Origin of the sequence: Algoriphagus kandeliae (genome assembly GCF_004571135.1) — a bacterium.
GTDB classification, from domain to species: Bacteria; Bacteroidota; Bacteroidia; order Cytophagales; family Cyclobacteriaceae; genus Algoriphagus; species Algoriphagus kandeliae.
Genome location: NZ_SPSB01000001.1, coordinates 971223 through 997090 on the forward strand (window position 1 = coordinate 971223; position 25868 = coordinate 997090).

Annotated in this window: 23 protein-coding genes; 7 read left to right on the forward strand and 16 right to left on the reverse strand. The window is 39.0% G+C overall.

Translation table 11 applies throughout. The features are described 5' to 3' along the window. Positions 1-921 (reverse strand): 2-hydroxyacid dehydrogenase, encoded by a 921-nt coding sequence (locus E4S40_RS04185; RefSeq protein WP_135071274.1) that lies wholly within the window; start codon positions 919-921, stop codon positions 1-3. A 132-nt stretch (positions 922-1053) separates the two neighbouring features. Here E4S40_RS04185 and E4S40_RS04190 point away from each other — a divergent pair, with 132 nt between their 5' ends. Then, positions 1054-1902 (forward strand): DUF2911 domain-containing protein, encoded by an 849-nt coding sequence (locus E4S40_RS04190; protein WP_135071277.1) that lies wholly within the window; start codon positions 1054-1056, stop codon positions 1900-1902. A gap of 37 nt (positions 1903-1939) precedes the next feature. Here the strand turns inward: E4S40_RS04190 and E4S40_RS04195 are convergent, their stop codons facing one another. From E4S40_RS04195 to E4S40_RS04240, 10 genes are all read right to left on the reverse strand, one after another. Beyond that, entirely contained in the window at positions 1940-3640 is a 1701-nt protein-coding gene (locus tag E4S40_RS04195) for a sodium:solute symporter (protein ID WP_135071280.1), read from the reverse strand. Positions 3641-3752: 112 nt separating this feature from the next. Continuing rightward, complete coding sequence (locus E4S40_RS04200) at positions 3753-6212, reverse strand: PIG-L family deacetylase (RefSeq protein WP_135071283.1); 2460 nt, start codon at positions 6210-6212, stop codon at positions 3753-3755. Positions 6213-6312: 100 nt separating this feature from the next. Further along, complete coding sequence (locus E4S40_RS04205) at positions 6313-7422, reverse strand: acyloxyacyl hydrolase (protein WP_135071286.1); 1110 nt, start codon at positions 7420-7422, stop codon at positions 6313-6315. 182 nt (positions 7423-7604) lie between these two features. Further along, entirely contained in the window at positions 7605-8813 is a 1209-nt protein-coding gene (locus E4S40_RS04210; protein WP_135071288.1) for a tetratricopeptide repeat protein, read from the reverse strand. A gap of 28 nt (positions 8814-8841) precedes the next feature. After that, the gene (gene gyrA / locus E4S40_RS04215) at positions 8842-11373 is read right to left on the reverse strand and encodes a DNA gyrase subunit A (protein WP_135071291.1); all 2532 of its coding nucleotides are present in this window, start codon (positions 11371-11373) and stop codon (positions 8842-8844) included. 95 nt (positions 11374-11468) lie between these two features. Beyond that, a complete protein-coding gene (locus E4S40_RS04220) occupies positions 11469-12482 on the reverse strand; it encodes a hypothetical protein (RefSeq protein ID WP_135071294.1) in 1014 nt (337 codons plus the stop codon). A 92-nt stretch (positions 12483-12574) separates the two neighbouring features. Next, positions 12575-13090 carry a hypothetical protein gene (locus E4S40_RS04225; RefSeq protein ID WP_135071297.1) on the reverse strand — a complete coding sequence of 172 codons (516 nt, stop codon included), beginning with the start codon at positions 13088-13090 and terminating at the stop codon, positions 12575-12577. Between the two features lie 112 nt (positions 13091-13202). Then, on the reverse strand, positions 13203-13853 hold the full coding sequence (gene rpe, locus E4S40_RS04230; RefSeq protein ID WP_135071300.1) for a ribulose-phosphate 3-epimerase: 651 nt from the start codon (positions 13851-13853) through the stop codon (positions 13203-13205). 38 nt (positions 13854-13891) lie between these two features. Then, on the reverse strand, positions 13892-15553 hold the full coding sequence (locus E4S40_RS04235; protein WP_135071303.1) for a S8 family serine peptidase: 1662 nt from the start codon (positions 15551-15553) through the stop codon (positions 13892-13894). Beyond that, positions 15546-16220 (reverse strand): hypothetical protein, encoded by a 675-nt coding sequence (locus tag E4S40_RS04240; RefSeq protein ID WP_135071306.1) that lies wholly within the window; start codon positions 16218-16220, stop codon positions 15546-15548. The genes E4S40_RS04235 and E4S40_RS04240 overlap by 8 nt, the downstream gene beginning before the upstream one ends. A gap of 121 nt (positions 16221-16341) precedes the next feature. Here E4S40_RS04240 and trpF point away from each other — a divergent pair, with 121 nt between their 5' ends. Then, a complete protein-coding gene (gene trpF, locus E4S40_RS04245; RefSeq protein ID WP_135071309.1) occupies positions 16342-16962 on the forward strand; it encodes a phosphoribosylanthranilate isomerase in 621 nt (206 codons plus the stop codon). A gap of 20 nt (positions 16963-16982) precedes the next feature. On the opposite strand, the gene E4S40_RS04250 is transcribed toward trpF, so the two are convergent. Next, positions 16983-17930, reverse strand: coding sequence for an aldo/keto reductase (locus tag E4S40_RS04250; RefSeq protein ID WP_135071607.1), 948 nt, complete (start codon positions 17928-17930; stop codon positions 16983-16985). A 101-nt stretch (positions 17931-18031) separates the two neighbouring features. Beyond that, complete coding sequence (locus E4S40_RS04255) at positions 18032-19003, reverse strand: DUF6807 domain-containing protein (protein WP_135071312.1); 972 nt, start codon at positions 19001-19003, stop codon at positions 18032-18034. Between the two features lie 52 nt (positions 19004-19055). Here E4S40_RS04255 and E4S40_RS04260 point away from each other — a divergent pair, with 52 nt between their 5' ends. Further along, positions 19056-20012, forward strand: coding sequence for a ThuA domain-containing protein (locus E4S40_RS04260; protein WP_237563126.1), 957 nt, complete (start codon positions 19056-19058; stop codon positions 20010-20012). Between the two features lies 1 nt (position 20013). On the opposite strand, the gene E4S40_RS04265 is transcribed toward E4S40_RS04260, so the two are convergent. Continuing rightward, positions 20014-21261 (reverse strand): NAD(P)/FAD-dependent oxidoreductase, encoded by a 1248-nt coding sequence (locus E4S40_RS04265; protein ID WP_135071315.1) that lies wholly within the window; start codon positions 21259-21261, stop codon positions 20014-20016. 163 nt (positions 21262-21424) lie between these two features. Here E4S40_RS04265 and E4S40_RS04270 point away from each other — a divergent pair, with 163 nt between their 5' ends. Continuing rightward, entirely contained in the window at positions 21425-22639 is a 1215-nt protein-coding gene (locus tag E4S40_RS04270) for a serine hydrolase domain-containing protein (RefSeq protein ID WP_135071318.1), read from the forward strand. Between the two features lie 11 nt (positions 22640-22650). Beyond that, positions 22651-22968 carry an antibiotic biosynthesis monooxygenase family protein gene (locus E4S40_RS04275; protein WP_135071320.1) on the forward strand — a complete coding sequence of 106 codons (318 nt, stop codon included), beginning with the start codon at positions 22651-22653 and terminating at the stop codon, positions 22966-22968. A gap of 6 nt (positions 22969-22974) precedes the next feature. Here the strand turns inward: E4S40_RS04275 and E4S40_RS04280 are convergent, their stop codons facing one another. Beyond that, positions 22975-23475 (reverse strand): hypothetical protein, encoded by a 501-nt coding sequence (locus E4S40_RS04280; RefSeq protein WP_237563127.1) that lies wholly within the window; start codon positions 23473-23475, stop codon positions 22975-22977. A 9-nt stretch (positions 23476-23484) separates the two neighbouring features. After that, positions 23485-24060, reverse strand: a complete 576-nt coding sequence (locus tag E4S40_RS04285) for a hypothetical protein (protein ID WP_202615330.1) — start codon at positions 24058-24060, stop codon at positions 23485-23487. 152 nt (positions 24061-24212) lie between these two features. Here E4S40_RS04285 and E4S40_RS04290 point away from each other — a divergent pair, with 152 nt between their 5' ends. Together E4S40_RS04290 and E4S40_RS04295 are read left to right on the forward strand one after the other, a co-directional pair. Continuing rightward, positions 24213-24800, forward strand: coding sequence for a hypothetical protein (locus E4S40_RS04290; protein ID WP_135071323.1), 588 nt, complete (start codon positions 24213-24215; stop codon positions 24798-24800). Positions 24801-24803: 3 nt separating this feature from the next. Then, a complete protein-coding gene (locus E4S40_RS04295) occupies positions 24804-25865 on the forward strand; it encodes an alpha/beta hydrolase (protein WP_135071326.1) in 1062 nt (353 codons plus the stop codon). Positions 25866-25868 lie beyond the last annotated feature (3 nt).

Below are 25868 nucleotides of genomic sequence, written 5' to 3' on the forward strand. Positions count from 1 at the left end.
TTAATAACCTCTTTTCCGATTGACGAGATTTAATAGGGGTTCGTTACATTCCATGCGACGAATATTCTCTATAACCTGAGGAGCAGCTGCAGCTGGATTAGTCACACTGGCAATATGAGGAGTCATGGATATTGCCGGGTTATCCCAAAATGGATGATTTTCAGGCAAAGGCTCTTCTCGATAGACATCCAAAAGTGCCCCAGATAAAAATCCTTTTCCTATTGCAACTGGCAAATCCTCTTCTACTAAATGTCTACCCCTAGCCACATTAATCAAATAGGTGCCCGGGTTGCATTTTTCGAACAGTTCCAGATTCAGAATATTTTCAGTATCCGGTGTCAAAGGAAGCAGACAAACCAAGACATTGATTTTTGAAAGAAACTCCTGAAGATGCTCCTTTGAATAATAAGGATAAGGGAAATCTGTCTTTTCGGAATATCCAAAACCAACTACAGGAAATCCCATGAAATCGAGTTTTTCCAACACATCATAACCTAAAGCTCCTGTACCCATCACTCCGATAGTCACCGGAATTTCAGGATTAGACATATCCCAAACCTTTCGCTTTTTATCGGCCTCATAGCGTTGGATTTGACGGTGGAAATTTAAGACACCCATTACCACATAATTAGTCATGGACCATGTAAGTCGGTCATCTACGATCCGCACAATAGGAAGATTTCCAGGAATATTTGGATCACTTAAAATATGATCTACTCCTGCTCCCATTGAGCTGACTAATTTTAAATTGGGATATTCTGATAAAATTCCTTCTGGATGTTGCCAAAGTAAGGCATACTTCACTTCAAGCGGATTTTTGACGTCAGGAAAAATCTCAATTTCCAGATTAGGATTTGATTTTTTGAGAGCCTGAATCCAAGGTTCAGGATTTCTTCCGGGACTAATGATAACCAAACTCATATTTACAAATTTCAGAAAAGCAACTTGGGAAAAACGGCTATGGAAAACAGGATATTTCCACTAATCAAAAAAAGAATCAATAACCTTTTAAATTTGGCAAAAATTAATCGTAAAAAAACTAATCCATATCACATGAATAAGCTAAAATTTATCATTTTGATTTCCTTGATAGGCTGGGCAGGTTTGTCTTTTGGGCAGCAACTTCAAATGCCTCAGGCATCACCTTCGGCAAAAATTTCTCAAAAAATCGGCTTAACTGACGTAACAGTTGAATATTCCCGTCCAAGTACGAGAGGGCGAAAGATTTTTGGAGAATTGGTTCCTTATGGTCAGGTTTGGAGAACCGGTGCCAATGCAGCAACAACCTTGGAGTTTTCTACTGAAGTAATGTTGGAAGGGAATAAGATACCTGCCGGAAAATATGCCATCTACACTATTCCTGGAAAATCTACCTGGACCATCGTCATTTCAAAAAACACCCAACTTTGGGGAGCAATTGGTTATACAGCAGATGACGATTTGTTGAGATTCCAAGTTGAACCAAAGAAACTGAGTCGAAAGTATGAGACCTTTGAAATCAGCTTCAACAACATGACGGATGACGGAGCTGACCTTTCAATGAAATGGGAAAATACCCGAGTGGATTTTCGAATTTCCATGGATGTGGATCCTGTGGTAATGGCACAAATCAAGGAAATGGTAATAGACACAAATACCCAAGATCCAAGTTTATTGTATGCAGCTGCCAATTACTACTTCACTTCTCAGAAGGATTTGAATCAGGCCTATGAGTGGATAAAAGTATCCACAGACTCAGATGCAAAATATTGGACAATGCATTTGCGAGCAAAAATTGAAGCGGCCCTCGGCAAAAATACTGAAGCGATTGCCTCTGCTCAGCAATCCATGAAAATGGCAGAAGAAGCAAAAAACCCTGATTACATCAGTTTAAATGAGCGATTGATCAAGTCATTAAAATAAGCTAAAAAGCCTTCCTCGATCGGGGAAGGCTTCTTTTTTACTTTTTGAAAACTTGGATTATGGTTGCGAAAAGCATCACGGATAGACATCCAATTGCATTGTACCAAAGAAAACCGATATCCCACGTGAATCCCCAGAGTCCTACTCCATTTTTAAAGTGAATGATCAAGATTAATACCTGAGATAACAATGCAGCTAAAAACACGGCGGATCCCCTTATCCATTTCATGAAAAAGCCTACCATGAAAATGCCTAGGATAGTTCCGTAAAAAAGCGAACCTAAAAGGTTGACTGCTTGAATCAAATTTTCAAAAAGGGAAGCATAAATCGCAAATAAGATTGCCGCACCTCCCCAAAAAGCTGTAAACAACTTTGATGACAAAACATAATGCTGATCCTGTTCTTGAGAACGAATGGATCGCTTATACAAATCGATCGTGGTGGTCGAGCCAAGGGAATTAAGTTCAGAAGCACTAGAAGACATAGCTGCGGAAAAAATTACCGCAAAGAGAAGTCCCACAATCCCTACAGGTAAATGATCCATCACGAAACGCATGAAAACATAATCGGTATCTCGTGTTTCAGCTACAGGGTCATTTCTTACAATCAGTTCTTTTACCTCATCTCGAATATTTTCTTGCTCTTGCTTCAGTTCAAAAAGTCCCGCCTTCAATTCTGTTTGCTTGGTCTCATCACCTGCTTCAATCGCTTGAATCAATTCTTGATAAGCCGCTTTACTTTTTTCAAAATTCTGTCCAAAACCATTCTGTAATTCCTCAAACTCAGGAGCATAATTACTTTCTTGAAGTTTTTCGATTTGAACTGTATTAAAAACTACCGGAGGCTGATAGAATTGGTAAAAAACAAAGACCATAACTCCGATGAACAGAATGATAAACTGCATAGGGACTTTCAAAAATCCATTCATGATCAATCCCATTCTACTTTGACTCAAGGTCTGTCCAGAGAGATAGCGCTGCACTTGACTTTGGTCGGATCCAAAATAGGATAAAAACAAAAATACGGCTGCAGTCATCCCTGACCAGACATTGTATCGATCAGAGGGGTCGAATTCAAAATCGACCAAATTCAACTTTTCCATTTTCCCTGCAATGTGAAGAGCATCTCCAAAGGATACAGGGAGTAATTGAATGACAATTATTCCTGCCAGAATCATCCCTCCCATCATCACAGCCATCTGTTGTTTTTGAGTAATAGATACAGCTGCTGTACCACCAGAAACTGTATATAGCACCACCACTGCACCAATAAATACCACAGTCCAAGTTAGGTTCCACCCCAAGAGCGTAGAAAGAATAATAGCAGGGGCATAAATTGTAATTCCTGCTGCCAATCCTCTTTGAATTATAAACAATAAAGCAGCTAAGGTTCTGGTTTTTAGATCAAAACGACTTTCCAAATATTCGTAGGCCGTATAAACTTTCAGCCGATAATAAATCGGTATAAAAGCCACAGAAATAATGATCATCGCTAAGGGCAAACCGAAATAGAATTGAATAAATCCCATTCCGCTTTCGTAGGCTTGACCAGGCGTACTTAAAAAAGTGATAGCGGAAGCTTGGGTAGCCATGATAGAAAGACCTATCGTCCACCAATTCATGGAATTTCTTCCCCTTAAATAGGAATCTAGATTTTTCTGACCTCTTGTTTTATAAATTCCATAGGCAGCAATTGCCCCTAATGTTCCAAATAAAACAATCCAATCCAGCGTACTCATGAATAGCTAGTCATCAATAGGTAAAATAACAATATTAAAATGCCTAAGCTAATCATCAAAGCCCAGTATAAGCGATTCCAATTCATGGGTTTTTCTTCCATCCTATTTTTAATTATTGCTCCAAGAGATTGATGAATAACTTCACCGCACCAGGTACACCTGCGGGTAACTCTCTAAAGAAGGATAAGCCCGTATAGATGAATTTCCCTTCTCCATATTTTGCATAAATCAAAGAACCATTGCTAGGGTCTTCTCCAGGATCATTCATGATTAGAGGAGTTTCATAAGCAGCATCAAGTTGTCCAGCAAAATACAATCCTCTTTCCTGAACCCATCCTTCAAAATCAGAAGCATTGATTTGGTTTGGTGTGGAAAGAACGGGGTGAGCAAAATTCGCTGTTACTGGAGCATTTTCAACAGAAACACGGTCTCTAGTAATTGAAAAAGGATATGGTCCCAATTGATTGGTAAGCAATCGTCCGGTAGTATTATACTGGACTATTAAATTACCTCCTGCACGAACATAACCCATCAAGGCTTGTTGATTCGAAGCTAATTCCTCATTGGTATTGTATGCACGAATTCCTACGACAATAGCTTGAAATTGAGACAAATAATTCAAATCATAATCTCCATTTCCAATAACCGTGACAGGATATCCCAAGGATTCCAAAATCTGAGGAATTTCATCACCTGCTCCTGGGATATATCCGATTGGTTTTTTGGAAATTTTCCAATCTGCCTGAATCCACTCAATGGTAGCTGGAGTAAAATAGGTCAAATGGGGAATGTGCTTGTAATTAATCCGATTGGTAATCAAATCGAATTCACCTGAATTGGTTTTATAAATTGCTTTGATTTTCCGCTTCCCATTTTCTTCGGACATAAACTCCACCTCATACCGACGGCGCTTTTGGCCAGGAATGTCTTCGGATTCTAAAATTCTGAATTCGGTTTCGTTTAAGTCTTCAAAATAAAGAACCCCATCTTCTATTTTATCCCTAAAGTTTATCCAAACAGTGATACGTGGTTTTGTATCTCCTACTCCAAAAATAACTTGCTTGGATAACTCCAAATCAACCGAAGGAACAACAGCTACCGGTTCTTTTACTTCTCCGTCAACAGGGTCATTGAATTTGTAATTCAAAGGGAACTGGATATCCATGATTTCCCCTTCAACTTCCAATTTCAAATCGGCATATAAACTTGGACCATTGAAAGGTTTTCCGATTAGTTGTTGATCTGAAATGGTGTACATGGGTTGATCAACATCACCATTTAACCAATAAGGTTGAGAAAATGGGAAATCCTTTGAAAGTTGAACTTCAATGTCTTTACGGAAGGGATTGTTATGTTGAGAAAAGCCAGGTGCCTCTAATTGATCTTTGGAAAGAACTTGAATGCTGGCTATAGTCAATTCAGAACTCGTAGGATTATTTACGATAATTTCACCTTGCAATACAGCTCCGGGAAAAATAGATTCTTGATTGGAATTAAATTCAATTTCAACTCCCATTACTTCCAAAATCAAAGAATTCATTTGTTCCTTTTTCTCCTTTACCCAAGCTAATTCTTCTGGAAGCTGGTCGATTTTTGCCTTAATTGTTAACAAATCCGACAGATTGGAACTTGGAGATTTAAAGTCAAAATTCTGGATTAGTCCATCGATTAATTCTCTTGCCTCTTTTCCTGTTTCAAAGGATTCCCAGCGATCCACTACCCCATCAAAGGGAGAATCGCTAAAAGATTCCCCTTGAATAAACTGAATATGATCCACCGCATTTCCAATTCCAGCAGTTGAGCCAAAACCTTGAGACTTATGCATGGTTCGGCTATCTGCAGCAATTTGGCTATAAGTTTCCCCTAGCAAAGGGTTGAAATTTCCGGTAGGGAATTCAAAATAAATTTCACCTTCCTCTTCCTGAAATTCTCCCCGGAAATTATAAGCATTCCAGAAAATTCGTTTTGGACTCCAAGGTTCTACATATTGAAGTTGATCTGTAAATGCTGTTGGATCACCTGCCAAAGAGAATGCTTCCTCCGCCAAAATAGCAGAGGTGGTATGATGGCCGTGTGTCACTCCTGGAATCGTATTAAATCGGGTAATTATAATATCGGGTCTAAACTTCCGAACTACCCAAACCACATCGGACAAAATAGTCTCCCTATCCCAATTTTGAAGAGTCTCATTTGGATTTTTACTATAACCAAAGTCCTTAGCCCTGGTAAAAAATTGTCGTCCTCCATCTGTTTCTCTGGCTTTCAGAAGTTCCTGTGTACGAATTTGCCCCAAACCAATTCCTAATTCAGGACCTATTAGGTTTTGTCCACCATCACCACGGGTCAAACTCAAGTAAGCAACTTGTGCCTTCGTCTCATTCGCCAAATAGGCAATCAAACGGGTGTTTTCATCATCTGGGTGAGCTGCCACGTACAAAACCCGTTTCGTCTCCCTCAACTTGAGAAGTTCATGATAAATGGAAGATGAGGGAATAGATTGGGAAATTAATGGAGAATAGACCCCGAAGACTAGGGCTATTACCAATGGAAAGAAAATATGGGATTTCTTCATGAAAAACGCGATTCAATCAGAAAGCAAGCTACCATTAGCCATGGGTAAATAAAAATAATTTTTGACTAGTGGAAGCTATCGAATTTCTTACTCCTGATGCTTATTTAAAGCTATATCCGACTGTAAACTCAAAGAAATCAGCTTTGAGTTTATGCGCTTTAATTTGAATTCCGGTGAATAATTGGTCGGTCAAGCTGTAACGGAGCCCCACCCTCTCATAAAACCAAGTGAACTCTTGATTTTCCTCATTTCTATGTAGATAGACACCGAAACCCACTGGTATATACAATTTCTCGGTAAGCTTCCATTCCCAAGAACCTACTGCTGCAATACTGGTTTGATCCCAAAAAGTAACCTCATCTTGACCAGAACGGTCTTTAAGACCAGGAGCAAAAAAAACATCTAACCCAACTCCATATCGGTATTTATAGGACTTTTCCCATAGGTAAGTCAAATTCACTCCTCCTCTAAAATAGGAAGGCTCCCCTACTTCATAGTTTTTGGACCCGAAATAAAAAGCCGTACTCCAATATCCTGAACGCAGGAGCTCTGGCCTTTCCCAAAGTTCAGGAATAGGCTCTTCTCTCTTATCAAAATTATACCGGACTCCAATTGATACGGGAATAAGGTTTATTCCAGCATTGGGCTTTTTGGTGGATCCATTGGAAAAATGCTTCAACCCAATCATTGAAAAAAGTTGGGTTTGCTCCGTAATTGCATAATTTAACTTTAAACCCAAATGGATATAACTATTGAGCTCTGAGCCAATGTATCGGTTTAAAGGGTTATCTAAAGAATCATAAGGGTTAAGATTAAAACCCAAACCCAAGTGTCCAAAATAGGATAAGTTAAGTTTCCGGCTAGTTGAAAATTCTTTAAACGGAATATCGAAAAACCAATAAACTCCCTGGGGTCTACCAATTTCAGATTGATAAGGCAAGGTGGTGGAAAGGCCTACCCCAAAAACAGGGTATCTGTATAATTGGCCATAAAAAGAATTAGTATTTTTTCTCCATCCTAATCGGATATCAATCGCATGATAGGAAACCAAATCCTTGATCGCATCAGCCCAAGGTTGACCATTACTAATTAAAGGACCAGATTCAAAGGATGCTTCCAAAACTTTTTTGTACTGCTTTTGGCACCATGCTTTCCCTAAGCTGGCAAAAAGTAAAAAAAACACGATATAAATCTTCACAACCTTTTTCATGACATCAAACGCCAAATGGTTGATACCTAAAATAAAAACCAGCTTATTTTCTGGATTTAAAGCATATAATCCAAAAAATTTAAGTTAAATGTTCATTCATTCAGCATGAATCAAAAAATGATCCAAAGCTTTAAAACAAAAAAAGCTGCCTAATGGCAGCTTTCTCAAATATTAAATTTTACTTATCTATCCATCCAGTTAGGACCAAGTAATTCAATAAGCTTCTTGTTATATTTTTCTGCTTCAGCATCATTTTTTAGACGAGTGTGGATTTGGTAAAGAATTTCCATGATTCCAGTATCGTCAGGTCTGATCTCTAGGGATTTTTCAAAGTATTTTACAGCGTCAGCATAATATCCATTAGCTTCCTCTCCCATTGACTGAGATCTTTTTTCCCATTCTTCATCAGATAGAGAATTTAGCTCTGCAAGTACCTCTCTTGCTTTTTCAATTAAAAGAGCAGCTGTGTAATAATTTCCTTCATAGAAGTTTGGATCGATTTCAACAGATTTCTTGTAGTCTGCCAAAGCACCTTCCACATCACCTGATTGCTCCTTCAAATAACCGGATCTCAAAAGGATTGAAGTATTGTTAGGATCGTTTTTCAATGCTTCTTGGATTTGGGCCATTGCCTCATCCATCTTGTTCAATTGAAGCAACAATTGGATTTCGTACTCTGCCAAAACCTTGTCAGTAGGATATTCCTCTTTTCCACGAGTTACGATTTCATAAGCTCCTTCTGGATTTTGTTGTTCAGTAGAAAGAATCTGAACCAAGAAGTAGTAAGCATTCAATTTGTTATAACCTGGCACATCCAATAAGGTCATAAAGTGCTTCTTAGCATCTTCAAATCTTCCTAAGTCGTTAGCAAGGAAACCTGCATTGTAGTGGATAGTAGTATCCTTTGGATCTACCATACCAGCTAAATTGAAAAACTCATAAGCCATCTCATAATCGTCCATGTTGTACTGAGCGATTGCCTTGTCAAATGACACGTTCTTCAATTTGTTGATAGAGTTTGGACGTAAGTTGTCTGGAGCACCTGGGATATCCTCTTCCCAAATATCTTTTCCTACACCATTTTCTTTATCTTCTCCTCCCATTTTGAAAGCTTCCATGAATGTATCGAAAGAGGAGTTTCCGTTTTCGAGTGTCTCCATGGTGTTGGAAGAATCAGAGGCAAACATCCCCAAGTAAATCTGGGCTTTCAAAAGGGTAGTTTCTGGATCAGAACCAGTTTCAGGATCCTGCAAAGCAGCTTCGATTTCACTAAGGGCAGTAGCATAATCTCCACTTTTTAAATTTTTCTCAGCAGATCTTACTACTTTTTTTTGTCCAAAGGCCAAGGTCGTAGCACCAACCAAGACCATTGATAGAATTAGCTTTTTCATTATTAGCGTTTATCTTTTTTAAGGTTGATTATTCTTGGTTTTCAGAGGAATCATTGGTTTCCTCTTCATTATTTTCCGCAATTTGAGAAGAATCTGAATTTTCATCATCCTCTTCTTTGGAGATTTTTTCAACTGAAGAGATTTCATCACCTTCTGAAATCTTAATCAATCTTACTCCTTGGGTTGCTCTTCCCATAATTCGAAGATCATCTACCGAAATCCGGATTGTAATTCCAGACTTATTGATAATCATTAAATCGTCAGTATCCACCACTTCTTTGATGGCTACTAGAGCACCTGTTTTTTCCGTAGTATTCATGGCTTTTACACCTTTTCCACCACGATTGGTAATTCTATACTCTTCAAGGTTAGAACGTTTTCCATATCCCTTTTCAGAAACTACCAACAAGGTCGCATTCTCCTCAGAGGCACATACCATGCCAACGACATAGTCATTAACATCATTTAAGGTGATCGCTTTTACCCCTGTAGCCGTTCTTCCCATAGGTCTAACAGCGGACTCATGGAAGTGAATAGCACGACCTGATTTTGCGGCGATAACTATATGTTGATCACCATTGGTCATATCCACATTCACCAATTGATCATCTTCGCGAATATTCAGGGCAATAATACCATTTGTTCTTGGTCGGCTATATTGCTCCAAAGTGGTCTTTTTGATCACACCCTTTTTGGTCACCATCACCAAGAAGTGATTGTTGATGTAATCTTGATCATTCAGGTCATTAACTTGAATAATCGCTCTGATTTTGTCATCTGAAGCAATATTGATCAAGTTTTGGATTGGCCTACCTTTCGAAGTCTTGCTTCCTTCAGGAATGGCATAAGTTTTCAACCAGAACAATTTACCCTGATCAGTAAATATCAAGAGGTAATTATGCGTAGAAGCGGTAAATAAATATTCTGTAAAATCGTCCTCTTTGGTACTTACACCTCTAGAACCAACGCCTCCACGTCCTTGCGTTCTATATTCAGTTAATGCGGTTCGCTTCACATATCCTTGGTGGGAAACTGTGATGATCACTTCTTCATTTGGAATCATGTCCTCATAGCTGAAGTCCTCTGCGTTATGCTCAATTTCGGTACGACGGTCATCACCATATCGCTCTTTCATTTCAAGAAGCTCGGTTTTGATGATATCCATTCGTTTGTCCTCATTGGCCAGAATATCCTTCAACTCCTCAATCAAAGCCATGATTTCCTTGTATTCCTGAACGATTTTATCTCGTTCCATTCCGGTCAATCGCTGCAGTCTCATATCCAAGATGGCTCTCGCTTGAATTTCACTTAATTCAAATCGCTCCATCAAACCATTCCTTGCAGTTTCAGGATCGGCAGAATTTCGAATCAATGCAATCACCTCATCCAAATTATCCAAGGCGATTAGATAACCCTGTAAGATATGAGCTCTCTTTTCAGCTTCTTTTAGCTCATACTGTGTTCTTCTGACAACTACCTCATGTCGGTGGTTGACATAATGCATGATCAAATCCTTCAGATTAAGAGTCTGTGGACGACCTTTTACAAGCGCAACATTATTTACTGAGAATGAGGTTTGTAATTGGGTTTGTTTATACAAATTGTTTAAGACTACATTTGAAATTGCATCTTTTTTCAATTCATATACAATGCGCATTCCTGATCGATCAGACTCATCCCGGATTGCGGATATTCCTTCTATTTTCTTTTCATTGATTAAGGCAGCAGTCTTTTCAACCATACTTGCCTTATTCACCATGTATGGGATTTCGGTAATGACAATCATTTCCCTATTCCCATTATCCTTGGTTTCAATGTTTGCCTTACCTCTTACGACGATTCGACCACGACCCGTCTCAAAGGCTGCCTTCACCCCATTGTATCCGTAGATAATTCCTCCTGTAGGAAAATCCGGTGCAATAATATGCTCCATCAGCTCAGATACGGTGATATCTCGGTTATCAATAAAAGCTACAATCCCATCTATCACCTCACTTAAATTATGAGGCGCCATGTTAGTAGCCATACCCACCGCAATACCAGAAGCACCATTCAACAATAGAGCAGGAACTTTCGCAGGTAATACGACTGGCTCTTTTAGGGAGTCATCAAAGTTGAATTGGAAATCAACAGTGTCTTTATTGATATCGACCAAAAGCTCCTCAGCAATTCGCTTGAGTCTAGCCTCAGTGTATCGCATGGCTGCCGGATTATCTCCGTCAATGGAACCGAAGTTACCTTGACCATCCACCAATTGGTACCTCAAGGACCATGGCTGAGCCATTCGGACCATGGTATCATAGACAGCCGAATCACCGTGTGGGTGATATTTACCTAATACCTCACCGACAATTCTCGCTGATTTTTTATAAGGTTTATTATGCAAAACACCCAATTCTTGCATCCCGTAAAGAATTCTACGGTGAACGGGCTTCAGTCCGTCTCGGACGTCTGGAAGGGCTCTTGAAACAATAACCGACATCGAATAATCGATGTAGGCTCCACGCATTTCCTCCTCAATATTGATAGGAATAATATTCTCGTTTTCTCCTTGGGCCATATATAGCTATTTCACAGGGTAGATTTAGGCCGCAAGATAGTAAAAAGGCCCTGCTTTTGAAAAGGGAAATGCAAAGTCTAAAGGCTAAATCTGAATCAATACCATTGACCTATCTTTCGATCCTGGAGTTTAAAAATTGAACTACCACGATATTCAATTCCATTGTGCATATGCTTCATCACTACCCCACAACCTTGGATTTTACATCGTTTTGTTCCAGGAATTCGAATGGCTAGCCCGATTTGCATAGCATATAAGCGCTGGTCAAGCTCCTGAAATTCAGAAAAATCTGAAGATGAATACGTAAATGATCTTAAGTCAACACCCCCTTTTAGAAATAACTTGGTGTATTCTGAAAAATCCCGTTCAAGTCGCAATCCCAAGCCAAAATAAGGATCTGCAACAGCTAATCTTGGCGTATAATTTCCATTTTGTGTAAGGGTCGGATCTACAAATTTTTTGATGGATAAATTTCCATATTCAGCTTCCAAAACTAGTCTCCAGGGATAAATTTGACGCACCCGCTGTCGAAGCTCAGACTGCATATATAAGTTTGCTGAAGCATATCGTCTATAGCGCCACTGAAGATATTTGGCTCTTCTATTTGCATCCCATAGTACAATCCCCAAAGTCCCATAGAATTTACTTGCTTGGTAAGATGCTCCTTCAAAAGGAAATTCAAAATTCCCTCCACGCATGGGACTGATATTCCCCGATTCTATCCCATATCCTCCACCAATTGTAAATAGATTAAAGAGATTGATTCGAACTCCTGCATTCAGCACTGGAAAAACCCAATCCCCTCCTTTCATTTGAAGTGGGTTTTCCTCGGAAATATCTAATGGTTCATCGAAATTTTGGTATTGAAAAAGCGGATATAAGTCTGGATTTTCAGAAAAAAAACTTGTTCGGAATTCCTGATAGCCTCCCCCGGTTGATATTTCCAATGCAAATTGCTCTAAAACATTTCGATAAACATTACCAATGGAAGATTCACTTTTTGGATTTTTTGCCTTCCGAGAAATTCCAAAAATATCTTCTTCCTGAGCGAAAGAAAAAGAAAGTACCATTATCGAAAGTCCTGTAAGGAAAAGTTTTTTGAAGGCCATAACTTGATTAACGGAATGAAACTTTAATTAGTGTTGAAATATAAAAAAAGCCTCCCTTAGGAGGCTTTTATATGCGGGTATTTTTTAACAAATTATTTTCCGTCTTCAGAAGAACCATCTTCTTCTCCTTCTGAAGTTTGCTGCTTCAACTCTTCAATCAAGCTATCTAACTTTTCTTTTACGGAAGGATCCTCTTTTAATGCTCCTAACACTTTGTTATAAACAGAAACACTGATCACATCGCTATCGGTAATCAACCCTGTTTTATAATCTACAACACTTTGCTGAAGTGAACCTTGGAAATCCAAAATAGCCTGATAAGCGGCTTTTTCTTCATCAGTGATGTTGGCTTCAGTCATTTTAGCCTCATCGCCCCACGCTGCCTTAATCTCATTGTATCGAGCTCCTCCATCAATCACCTCATTTTTCAAAATCATATTCCGAAGCTCTTCGGTTTTCTGATCTACAAATTGAGAAGTCATCACTTCTACAGTTGCATATTGAGTTAATTCTTCATCGGTGACAGGTCCTTCAGTTGCTTCTTGAGCATAAGAAATCATCCCAAAGAAGGATAGAAATAAGGCGGAGAGCAATAGTTTTTTCATCATGATTAGTTTATTTGGTTCGTTACAAGATTGCAAAAAATAGAACCTTGGCTAAAAAATCAAGTAATTCCGCCTTATTTTGGATATTTTATGACGAGCGGTAGAAAGCTGAAAATCAGATAGCTTTTAATTCAGCAATTGTTTGGATTGGATCCACCGAATTGAAAACAAAGCTTCCAGCTACTAAAATATCCGCACCTACTTCCTTCAATCGTGGGGCATTTTCAAGGTTCACCCCTCCATCTACTTCAATCAAAGTTTTGGCTCCTTTAGCAAGGATCAGTTCTTTTAATCGAGTGATTTTTGAATAGGTGTTCTCTATAAACTTTTGCCCTCCAAATCCCGGATTCACAGACATTAGGCAGACTACATCCAATGATTCAATTGAGTCTTCTAACAAAGTCACTGAGGTATGCGGATTTAGGGTTACGCCTGCTTTCGCCCCCAAGGATTTGATAGACTGAATACTTCGATTTAAGTGCGAGCAAGCCTCTATATGAACTGAAATCACAGATGCCCCTGCATTTCTGAATGCCTCTAAATACAAATCAGGATTGGTTATCATCAAGTGAACATCCAAGGGCTTTTGCGCATGACGATATATCGCCTCGGTAACCGGGATTCCAAAGGAAATATTGGGAACAAATATTCCATCCATAATATCCACATGGATATAGTCGGCCTGAGATTTATTCAATAATTCTACTTCAGATTGAAGGTTTGCAAAATCCGCAGCTAATATTGATGGAGCAACTTGAATAGGCATATTTTTAATCTTGAATTGAAAGGTAATTTAGGCTTTGATTAATAGCGAATTAATTTTTGTCGCTTTATATCGGATCCATCCTCCATTTGTATGATAAAGAAACCAGATGGAAGCCCCTCTATATTAACCTCAAATGGATCCTTATTTGAATTCCTCTTTAGTTGAAGATTCGAAATGGATTTTCCACTCATATCGAAAATGGTAAAACTTGCCTCCAAGTTTTTGCCAAAATGGATTTTTAAAGAATTCCCTGATATCGGATTCGGGTAAACTTTCCATACGAGTTCTTCCCCCTGCTCTTCTATTGAAAGAATTTCACCATAAAGTGCTTTATAAAAATCGGGGATACCATAACCTATCAAATTATCCGGATTATCATAATTGCTTGCACTCCGAAGAAGATTGTCTATTAATTCCGATCGAGTCCAATCAGGCCTGGCCTGCCACAATCCAGCCGCTAAAGCAACAATTTGCGGAGCGGCAAAAGAGGTTCCACTACCAGGCCCAATGCTTCCATTATTTCGAATAAGTGAAACTCCATTCCCAAAAGCCGCCAAATCTGGTTTAATTCTTCCATCGCTAGTTGGTCCTCTTGAGCTGAAATTAGAAACTGCTAAATCTTGATTTACGGATCCAATTGCCAAAACTTCAGGAGAATCAGAGGGAGCTACTAAACTCGGTTCACTTGGTCCATAATTACCTACACTATTAACTACTAGGATCCCTTTCTGAGAAGCGAAATTCGCAGCACGGGTTATAACAGTTGTTTTTCCATCCAAATCTTCAAAAGTGTAATTCATGGAAGGATCATCAAAATCAAAATACCCCAAGGAACTATTGATAATATCCACCCCAATAGAGTCTGCATATTCCGCTGCTCTAAGCCAATTATATTCTTCAATCTTGTACTCTGTCAACAATTCCTCGGTCATAGCCAAGAAATATTCGGCATTGGGAGCCCCAGAAATATAGGCTTCCGCTTCCATGGCCCCTATTAGGGAAAGTACATTAGTACCATGTTGATAATCTGTAAAAACATTCTCATTCCAAGGTCTGACAAAATCCTTCTGATCGATGATTTGACCATTATTGATCAGGTGAGAAAAAGCATTGATGGTATTCACAGCCGGAAAACCAACATCAAAAACAGCAATTCGAATTCCTTCCCCCTTAAAGCCTTCTTCATGCATTTTATCAATTCCTAGTAGGGAATTTTGAAAATCAGATGGTAATTCTTCAGCAACCAATGTCCTGGCATTTGCTTTTTCCAATGGAAGGAATTTCTGAATCTTTGATTCAGATTCTGGAGTTCTAAGCCGCTCATTAGGTTGGGGATTATATCCTTTTCCCACCAACTCAACTCTATCCACAAAAGGCAGTTGCTCAATATTTTGGACAGCTTCCAAATCAGCAACAACCAATGAGGCATTCAACCATTTGGTTTGATATAAGATAGCGGTTGCATATTCTTTTACTTGTTCGACATAACCTTCTGAAACCGGCAAATCCGTGCTATCCGGTGAAACATTTTCTTTTACTCTTCGCTGAAGAGCTCTTTCCGTTAAGAATTCAGAAGGCCTTTCTAGGCTAAAACTTGATTGGGGCTTGTATTTAAAAAAAACTGCATAGCGATCCTGTGCTTGAGCAATTTGCCCTAAAAAAGAAAAAGAAATGAAGGCAAGAACCAAATATTTATACATCCCCAAACTCAATCAATTTCATATATGTCACCCTACCCGAGTCTATCAACTGATCGCCCAAGCAGTCGTTTCTCGAACAATAAGTTAACACTTCATAGTAGCGTTCTGTTAATCCGACATTTTCTTCGAAAACATCATATCGAATATCCCTAAAGGTAATCAAATCATCAGCATCTTCCTGAATCACCCGAACTGTTGAATTTCCAGAACTAGAAGGGTTTTCAATTTTTAATTCAAATTCATCTAGGGAGGCATCCCGATATTTATTTCCATTCCAAATCACCCCTTCTTTGATTGGATAAACCAAAACAATCAGAGGCTGATTCTGAAGATTCATGATTAAGTTATTTTCCCTAATCACTAAGGTATATTCTACCTCAAGCTCCCAAATTTCATTATTCTCCGACTTATCTCTTCTAACAATAAAAACTTGCTCCCCAGCATCATTTACATAAACTGTTCGGATTTGGTCCCGATAAAAAAATGAATCATCCTCAAAATCATTTTCCCCAAAATAAATCCGCTCTTCCACTTCATAGGTCCAATAATTCCCAATCAGAAGCGGAAAAAAATCAAATGAATTAGTAGGAATAGGGTTTTCTATTTCCCGATCACATGAAAAGAGAAATAGGAAGGGAAAAAATAAAAAGAGTACTTGTTTTTTCATAAATCCTAGAAGCCTAAAATTAAGCTTTTTTTACCAAAAACAGCACTAAGAGAATTTCAGAACTATACGACATACTGGTAAAACAAGCACGAATGAGTAACTTCGCCCAAAATTCAATGGAATGGCTTTAAGTACTTTTGTAAAGATAAGTGGTGTCACAAATCTCAGTGATGCCCGCTACAGTTCTGGGATGTATGTGGATGTAATCGGGTTTTGCCTGGATGAAGCCTCTGAAAAGTTTGTTCCCCCTACTTTATTTTCAGAAATCACAGGTTGGGTTTCTGGATGTGATTTTTGTGCTGAATTTAAAGATGATGACTCACATGTTGTTTCTCAAAAACTAAGTAAATACCAGAACATCAGCTGGATTCAGCATAATCACCTTGATGTTTTATTAGAGTTTGCAGATCAGGGATACCAATTGATTTTTGAAGCACCTCTTCAAGAAATCAGACATATTGAGGATGAAGTGGCTGAAAAAATCAAAACCAAAGGAATTCATTTATTACTGACAACTGATTCCGCAACTTTGGATGGAGATCAGCTGAAATCTGTAGCACTGATAGCTAAAAAGGCTAAAGTCATTTTAGCTGGTGGAATTTCCCCTTTTAATGTAAAAAGCCTGATCAATGACTTGAATCTATTCGGAATTGCCCTTGAAGGCGGTGAAGAAATCAAGCCTGGATTAAAGGATTATGATGAATTAGCTGAGATTCTTGAAGAACTTGAAATCGAAGACTAATTTCTATTTCAACTCATCTCCTATTCCCAAAGATCGCTTAATTCATAAGGACTTTGCCCTTGAGTGAAAAAAGTACCATCCACAAAACGATGAGAAATACCAATGTCTCGTAATTCCATCATATCGTGATCGTCAAGTTTTAAATCAGCAGCTTTAAGATTCGCTATGATTCGGTCTTGATTGACTGATTTAGGGATTACCACGATATCGCGTGCCACCGACCAAGCAATCAAAACTTGACCTTCTGAAACCCCATGTTTTCTGGCGATTTCTCGAACGACAGGGTTTGTCAAAAGTTTGGGGTCATTTTGATGTTTTTCTGCACGAGAATCTGGAGAACCAAGCGGACTATATGCAGTCAACAAGATGTGATGCTGCCTGCAGTATTCTACCAGTTTTTCTTGTGGCAGGAAGGGATGCATCTCAATTTGGTTCATTTCAGGCACCTCCTCGTTCATCTTAATCAGTTCCAGTAGTTTGGTGCTATTAAAGTTAGATACTCCAATATGACGAGCTTTTCCAAGAGATTTTTGCTCCTGCATAGCTGACCAAGTTTGTGTCAAAGGGACATCCTCATACGTATAAAATTCTTCTCGATGGGTAGCAAAGCTGACCCCATGCTTGAATGAAATCGGCCAATGAATCAAATAAAGGTTTAAATAATCAACTCCCAAATCTTCCAAAGTCTTGTCCAAAGCAGGTCCTACATCCTCAAAACGATGAGAATCATTCCATAGCTTGGAAGTCAAAAACACATCCGATCGCTGTACGATGCCGGCTCGAATGGCTTCAGCTAATCCTTCCCCCACTTCTTTTTCATTCCCATAGATAGCCGCACAGTCAATATGTCGGTATCCGGCTTCCAAAGCCCAATAAACGGCCTGTTTAACTTCCCCAGGTTTACTTTTCCAAGTTCCCAAACCCAAAATGGGCATTTTATCTCCGTTCCTAAAAATCACATTTTTCATCATATTCCTCCAATCGAAGTATTTTCTTTGAAATAAACGATTACAAATCAAAAGGTCAATCAAAACCATGAATTTGGAATCAATCAAGACCCTAATTAACTCTATTTTTGACCCGAAAAGGTTTTCCAATATTCATCGGCTTCAGATACCTCTAATATCCCATCAAAGACAATCAGCCGATATTGAAGTTGGTAAGTTTTTTCTGGCAAAATTTCCCAAGGATGAAACCGGGTCGGGGTAAAATTCAAAAAGACATTTTCAACCCCTTCATTAGAATCTTCCGGCCAAACACGTAGCGGTTCGGGATGCTCAAAGTTCTTAGGATGGCTTAATATCAACAATCCACTTGAGCCTTGGGGCGAATTAGATTTTCCATATACCAAAACCCATCGAGCCCTTGTTCCATCTGAATTTTCCCTCTGATTTCCTTCAGAAGTGAGGATTTTGCTGTTTTTCGGTCCCCATTCCTTTCTCGCCCGAAATGCAATGCCTCCTCCATAGCGGTAAGCTTCGAATAAAATTGGCGAATCCAATTGATTGGTAAATTCTGAAGTGTAATCTACTTGATATCGGTCCGATTGAAGAGCTTCCACTCGAATTCGAAGATTTTCCACCATGGCGATTTTTGGAGATGATTTTCCGGTAAAATCAATGTGATTTTGTCGAACTGTGATTTCTGCTCCAAAAGAGTCGACTTTTGTGTCAAGTACCTGATCAAATTCCACGAGTCCTTTTACATCACCTAGGTTCCAAAAATCAACTTCCCTTCCTTCAATCTTCGTTTTTGTCCAAGGGCCCCATATCCCATAATGATGATAATGATCCGCAGGTTGAATTCTAGTCAATATTTCTCCGCTAGTGGTCGCCAAGGGATGAATAAACCCAGATTTTGAAAATAAAGTATCAATTCCTAAAGGAATGGGTGCTTTGCTTTTTTGGTAGACCAATACTTGAACATCATTCATCAAAAAGTTAAAACTTGAATCATTTTCTACCAATTGGATCAATTGAGAGTACACAAGATTGGGAAGTGTCCAAAAAATGATCCCTAGGATAAATACTTTGAATCGCATGGTTTTTTATTGAAATTGGAAGATTGTTGATCCACTGAAAAGCTACTAAACTTTGAGAACATTCAGAATTAAAAGCCTTCTTTACTTGACGATTTCCCTCGTCTTTTTGATCCTATCCGGAGCCCAGAATTCCTTTTCGCAGGACCTTCCTGAAATCCAATATGACGAAAAATGGAATCAAAAAATACAGCAGATCGCACCCAGCCAAACAAGATTCCCTTATTCGGCCAAGAAAAAGATTTTGGTCTTTTCTCTGCACACAGGGTTTGAGCATTGGGTGATTCCCCATACGGAAGAAATGATCAAAATTTTAGGTGAAAAGTCCGGTGCATTTGAAGTAACTGGAAGTAAGGATATCGAACTATTCGAATTGGAAAATCTAAAAGAATTTGATGCAATTGTCTTGAATAATACCTGTTCCAAGCCAGATCATCGAAATTTATTTTGGGATCAATTGAGTTTCGAATCCGATGAGGATTCCGTCATCTTGATGAAAAAGGCACTTCAACTAGAAAAAAACCTGATTGATTATGTGAAATCCGGAGGAGGGTTAATGGTTTTGCACGGCGGAATTACAACCCAGAATAAATCTCAAGCATTCAGTGATTTGGTCGGTGGAAGTTTTGATTACCACCCACCGCAGCAATCTATTAACGTTCAGGTAGAGGATTCAACTCACCCCTTGACTCAAGCCTTTTCTTCTGGGAGTTTCGTCCATGTGGATGAACCCTATTTTTACATGAATGCCTACGAAAAGATGGATTTCCGACCACTTTTATATTTCAATAATCAAGAAATCAAAAACCAACGCAAAGGAAAGGAAATGAGTAGCGGCAAAACTTACGCTGCCTGGATACGATCAGAGGGAAAGGGGAAGGTCTTTTATGCTGCACCTTCCCACAACGCCCAAAGCTTTGAAAACCCAGAATTGCTACAATTTTTCCTAGACGGACTTCAATATATAGTTGGAGATGTGGCTTGTGATGATTCTCCTATTCAGGAAAATTAAATTAATGAGTTGGCATAAAGGAATGAATAACCGCCTCTGCGGCTATTCTACCTGAGGTCATTGCTGCATTGATTGATCCATTCAACAAGTAATCACCTGCCAAATAAACCTGATCTGAAATCTTACACTCCGTAAAAGGAATAGTGTATTTTAAATCATCAACATGAGGTAATGCATAGTTGATATGGTAACTTTTAATGAATTTGAAGAAATCAGATTTAATCCCTGAAATTTGGCTCAATTCTTTTTGAACTTGCCGAATTAGCTCTTTTTCGTCCAAATCAGATTCCAACACCGTTACGGATAACAACGCCTTTCCATCTTTGCTGTATTCAGGAGAAACATCATCCATAAAGACAATATTATTTACCAGATGCTCACCCGGTAATAACCCAATCATAGGACGAGCCAAAAAGGATTTTTGAAGGGAAAAATAAAGGTTTATCACCGATTGAGGAGGGGCAAACTGTCCTTGAAGCTGCTTCATCACTTTATCCGGTTGAACAGCTATAATGATTCGATCGGCCTCTAATTGTTCCCCATTTTTAAGTAAAACGGTTGATCCCTGAACCTCTTCAACTGGATGATTGAAATAAATCTGAGTGGAACTAAGCTGCTCCCGAATCATTGCCGGAATCTCCCCCATTCCCTTTTCAGGCACAGCAGCATGTCCAATTGCAAACATTTTAAAAATAAACTCAAACATTCGGGAGGAAGTATTCAAGTGCTTTTCTAAAAAAATGCCCCTGAAAAACGGTTTGAAGAAATTCTCGATGATTTGATCAGAAAAACCATAATCCTTCAAATACTGATGGGTGGGAATACTCTTAGAACTGAAAATTTCATCTAAACTTTTTTGTTTCAGATCTTGAGTCAGTGTAAACATCTTTACCTTATCCATAAAGGTCCCCACTTTAGAAAATGCCATACTGACAACCTTCAAAGGATTCCTCAATGGATCAGAAATGATATAGGATTCGTTTTCATCAAAAATGACTGCTCCCGGATCAAATTTTTTGAGATGAAGTGCCTGAAAATCCAAATACTTTTTTACTTCTGGATAAGCAGTATTTAAAACCTGAAATCCGTGATCCAGTAAAAAACCATCTACTTCATCTGTCTTCATTCTACCACCTATGCGGTCAGATGCCTCTAAAATTATGGGCTGAAATCCGGATTTTTCTAATTCTAAAGCAGCTATCAAGCCGGACAATCCGGCACCGATAATGTAAATTTTTTCTTCTTTCATAGTCTACTGGGTAAAATTGCAGAAAACAATTTTCTTTAGAAAGTGCTAATTTCTATTCATCAATAACTGATGATTAGGCAAAGAGTTTGATCCAAATTGATCAAATACACCAATGGTCTCAGCCAATTCAAAGCTTTTTCTTAAAATCACAAAAAAATCCAAAATGAAGAATTTATTCCTGCTGGCTATCATCCTAACATTTGGAGCATTTCAAATAAGTGCCCAAACCTACTTTCCTGAAAAGGGAAATTGGGAGAAAAAATCTCCAGAAGAACTCAACCTTAACCCAGAAAAAATTCAGGAAGCCATTGAATTCGCTATTTCTCACGAAAGCGATGCTAATCCAAATTTGAAAATCGCACATTACGAAAGTGCCTTTGGAAGAGAGCCTTTTGGCTATCCAATTGGTCCTATGAAAACACGAGGACCTGCCACCGGTGTGATCATTTACAAAGGCTATGTGGTTGGTCAATGGGGCGACCCAAATCGAGTGGATTTGACCTTTTCAGTAGCGAAAAGTTTCTTATCGACTACAGCAGGGCTTGCCGTAGAAGAAGGACTGATTCGAAGTGAGCACGATCTGGTTTACCCCTACATGGCTCCAATTTACCCATACAGACCAGAGCGTCTTGGTATGAATAAAGCCGATCATTTTGAAGAGGAGGATGTTTTTGAGCTTTTTGACACAGAACATAACCGAAAAATAACCTGGGATCATCTCTTAAGACAAACTTCTGATTGGGAAGGAAACCTTTGGGGAAAACCTGATTGGGCAGATCGTCCAGCCGAAGGAGTCGCACAAAAGCGGGCCAGGCCGCAAAATGAACCTGGAAGCAAGTATGAATACAATGATACTCGAGTAAATGTCTTAGCACTCGCACTTTTGAATATTTGGCGAAAGCCACTTCCAATCGTCCTAAAAGAAAAAATTATGGACCCAATCGGAGCAAGTGATACCTGGAGATGGACAGGCTATGAAAACTCCTTTATAGTTATGGATGGGCAAATCGTTCAATCTGTCAGCGGAGGTTCCCACTGGGGAGGCGGAATGATGCTTTCAGCTTGGGACCAAGCCCGATTCGGGTATTTGACCCTTCGAAACGGAAACTGGGGAGGAAAGCAATTGATATCCGAGGAATGGATCAAAAAGTCAAAAATTCCTACTCCTGCCAATCCCGGGTATGGATTTATGAATTATTTCTTGAATCAAGATAAACAACAAGTGCCTGCCGCTCCTGAAACTGCCTTTTTGCATATTGGGGCAGGAACTAACATGATTTATGTTGATCCTGAAAATGATTTAGTAATTGTTGCAAGATGGATTCCAAATGGAGACAAAGCTGAATTGGTCCGATTAGTTTTAGAAAGTATCCAATAATTGCGCTTCAAATGATTGCTCCTACTCCAAATCCGCCTTATTACGCAGTGATTTTCACAAATTATTTAACTGAAAATCAAGATGGATACCATGAAATGGCTGAACGCATGGTGGAATTGGCAAAGGAGCAATCGGGCTATTTGGGGCATGAAAGTGTGCGGGACCAAATGGGTATTACAATCAGTTATTGGAGAGACTTAGAATCTATCAAAAAATGGAAAGAAGAAGCTGAACATCAACTAGCCCAACAACTGGGAAGAGAACAATGGTATCAATCCTTCAAAACGAGAATCTGTCTTGTGGAAAAGGATTATGGGTTCGAGCGTTAGTGCATTTTAAAAAGCATAGCCAAAACTGATTCCTATAGACAATGGCCAAAAGAATTCACTCGTGAATACAGGAGTCAAAGAGGCCCTAAATAGAAATCCACCATCTACAGGTTCCCGACGATAGCCAAAAACCATTGTTCCCACGAAACCATCACCCACGGTTCGGGAATCTCCGACAGTAAAATTATTGTTTTTATCAGCTCCTCTGAGGTAGGTTCCTCCCATTCCTACTTCGAAATATTTCCCTTCTTTACCAAGCAAGTAATTTAACCCCAAGGGCAAAGTTGTCAGAGAACTACCATCTATAGCGAAATAAGAAACGCCTGCTTTAAAACCCAATCCATCAAATCGATTCGAAAATCGCTGATCATAGTTGAAAGAGTACGTGATCCCGTTTCCAAATAATTCCACATAGACTCCTCTACCTTTTTCTCTTTCGGAGGATTGAGCTTGAGCGAAGAATTGAAGTCCTAGAAAAACCAGGATTGCCAAAATGTATTTTTTCATAAACTCACCTTAAAAAGCATATCCCAATCCCACACCGGCATATAAAGGCCAAAAACCGTTGTTATTGAAGATAGGGTTTAAACTGATTTTCCACATAAATCCCCCATCAACTGGTATTCTACGGTACCCGAAATTCATCGTGCCCATCAAACTTGGAGAACCGTCTACATCGAGAATAAAATTGTAATCATTGCCTCCATAATTCGTACATACATACTGCCCTGAATTTTGATCAAAGTAACCATCTAGGCAATAGTAATCATCACTTTGATTATCAAAAGCGAAAAAAGTCAAGCCAAAACCCATCTCGAAATAATGAGGCCCCTTTCCATAAAGACGATTTGCCATCACAGGCAAAGAGAAAAAGGATTCACCTCCTGAAAAAGCATATCCACTGGCTCCAACACGAAGCCCCCAGGAATCCATTTTTTCCTTGTTGAATCGGAAATCGTAATTGAAGCTGTAAGGAAGTCCCGGACCTCCCAATTCCACAAAAATAGATTGATAGGGTAAGCGAGAATTTTCCTGTGCTTTGAGGGATCCTGCAAAGATCAAAATCGCAAGAATTAGAAGAGTTTTTTTCATAGTGATTAAAAATCGTATCGTAATCTGGCTTGGTAACGTATTCGGAGAAAGAAAGGATACTAAATCAAATGGAATTTCTAATAAATGTTAAAGAAAGGTCATTTTCTGAAAGCTCGTAATATTTCCATTATTTTAGTAATAAGTGAATGAAAATGATTCAGAAAAAAACCATATCACTTTTTTCCATTTTAATAGGCTATATGATTCTAATGATCGGTCAGTCTTGCGTTCAGGAGCAACTTCCAGATTTGTATAGCCGTTGCCCCGATCCACGGAATGCGGCGGCTACCGATATAAATGTTAAATATCTGCCTTTTAAAAATGACCGTTTTTCTACTTCATCGGATATTGTCCCCAAACAGGATTTTGAATTGGTCATAGATCTGGAATTTGATTTACTTACCGAAAATCTGAATAAAGGATCAGGATTTGGCTCCGCTTATGCTCTTTCCTGTATTCCACTCTACAATTTTCAAAACATCTCTAACATTGCCATTACCTTAACTAAACCGCTTGGCAACATTCAGGCAGGTTCAGACATATCCTATCTATTTGAAAATAGGGAAGATATTCCGCTATCAGAAATTCGGGATTTCAGGAAGTTTGAAAAAACATTTGGGTTGAAATTTACCGGTGATATAGAAAATAATTCTCAATTGCATACGAGAACCTACTTATTTTTGAGAGATGGAAGACAGATAATTTTTGATTCTACCTCTCCAATAATTTCAACGAACTAAATCATGATCCGAAAACTCTTTCTGGTTCTATTCTCCCTCGCAATGGTCATAGCCATTGTCTACATGCTTGGTCCCAAAGTAGAAAAGCAGGAGTTGATCGTCCATTATCCCGAAGTTCCGACTCGGGTCAATGAATTGATGGATTATATAAAGACTCGTGAGGATACCGTGATCGGTCTCAAGGAAGGGAATGAAGCCTATATCCAATGGGCAGATGAAAGTAATCCAAGAAAGACCCCCTATTCCATTGTATATATTCATGGATTTGGGGCAAGCCCAATGGAAGGAGATCCTGTTCATCGGTTTTTGGCGGAACATTTTGGCGCAAATCTCTACGTCACACGCCTTCCCGAACATGGAATTCGTCGGGAAAACGGAATGGAATATCTTTCAGCGCAAGCCTTAGTAGACGCGGCAGGTGAAGCATATCAAATCGGGAAAAGTTTAGGCGATGAAGTTATCGTAGTAGGGACATCTATGGGAGGAGCTCTGACTTTGATTTTGGCATCGCAACAGCCCGATATAAAAGCTGTAGTCCTATATTCTCCGGCAATCCGAGATAATGGTGGACGATTGGAAGGTTTATTCAGTCCTTGGCAGCAATGGATTATGGAAAAAACAATGATGAAAAACAAAGTTATTCATCAGAATCGTGAGGGTGAAAAAGCCGCCTATTGGTCTGAAGATTACCATATGAACGCCTATGAAAGTTTGGCTGTACTGCTTTACAGTATGATGGATAAAAAGACCTTTGAAAAAATTAAACAACCACTTTTTCTAGGCTATTATTATAAGAGTGATGAGGAGCAAGACCCGGTAGTTTCCGTACCGAAAATGCTGGAAATGTATCAACAACTAGGAACTCCTAAAGAATTGAAAAGAGAAAAAGCTTTCCCAAAATCAGGTGACCATGTGATTGGAAGTTCCATCACTTCTGATGATTGGGAGGGAGTACTTTTTGAAACGATCGACTTTTTAGAAAATGTAGTAGGCATCCCACCAAGCCCAAAATTTCAGCAGGAAATTGATGAACTAATTGAAGCTAATTCCATGATGGATAAATAATTA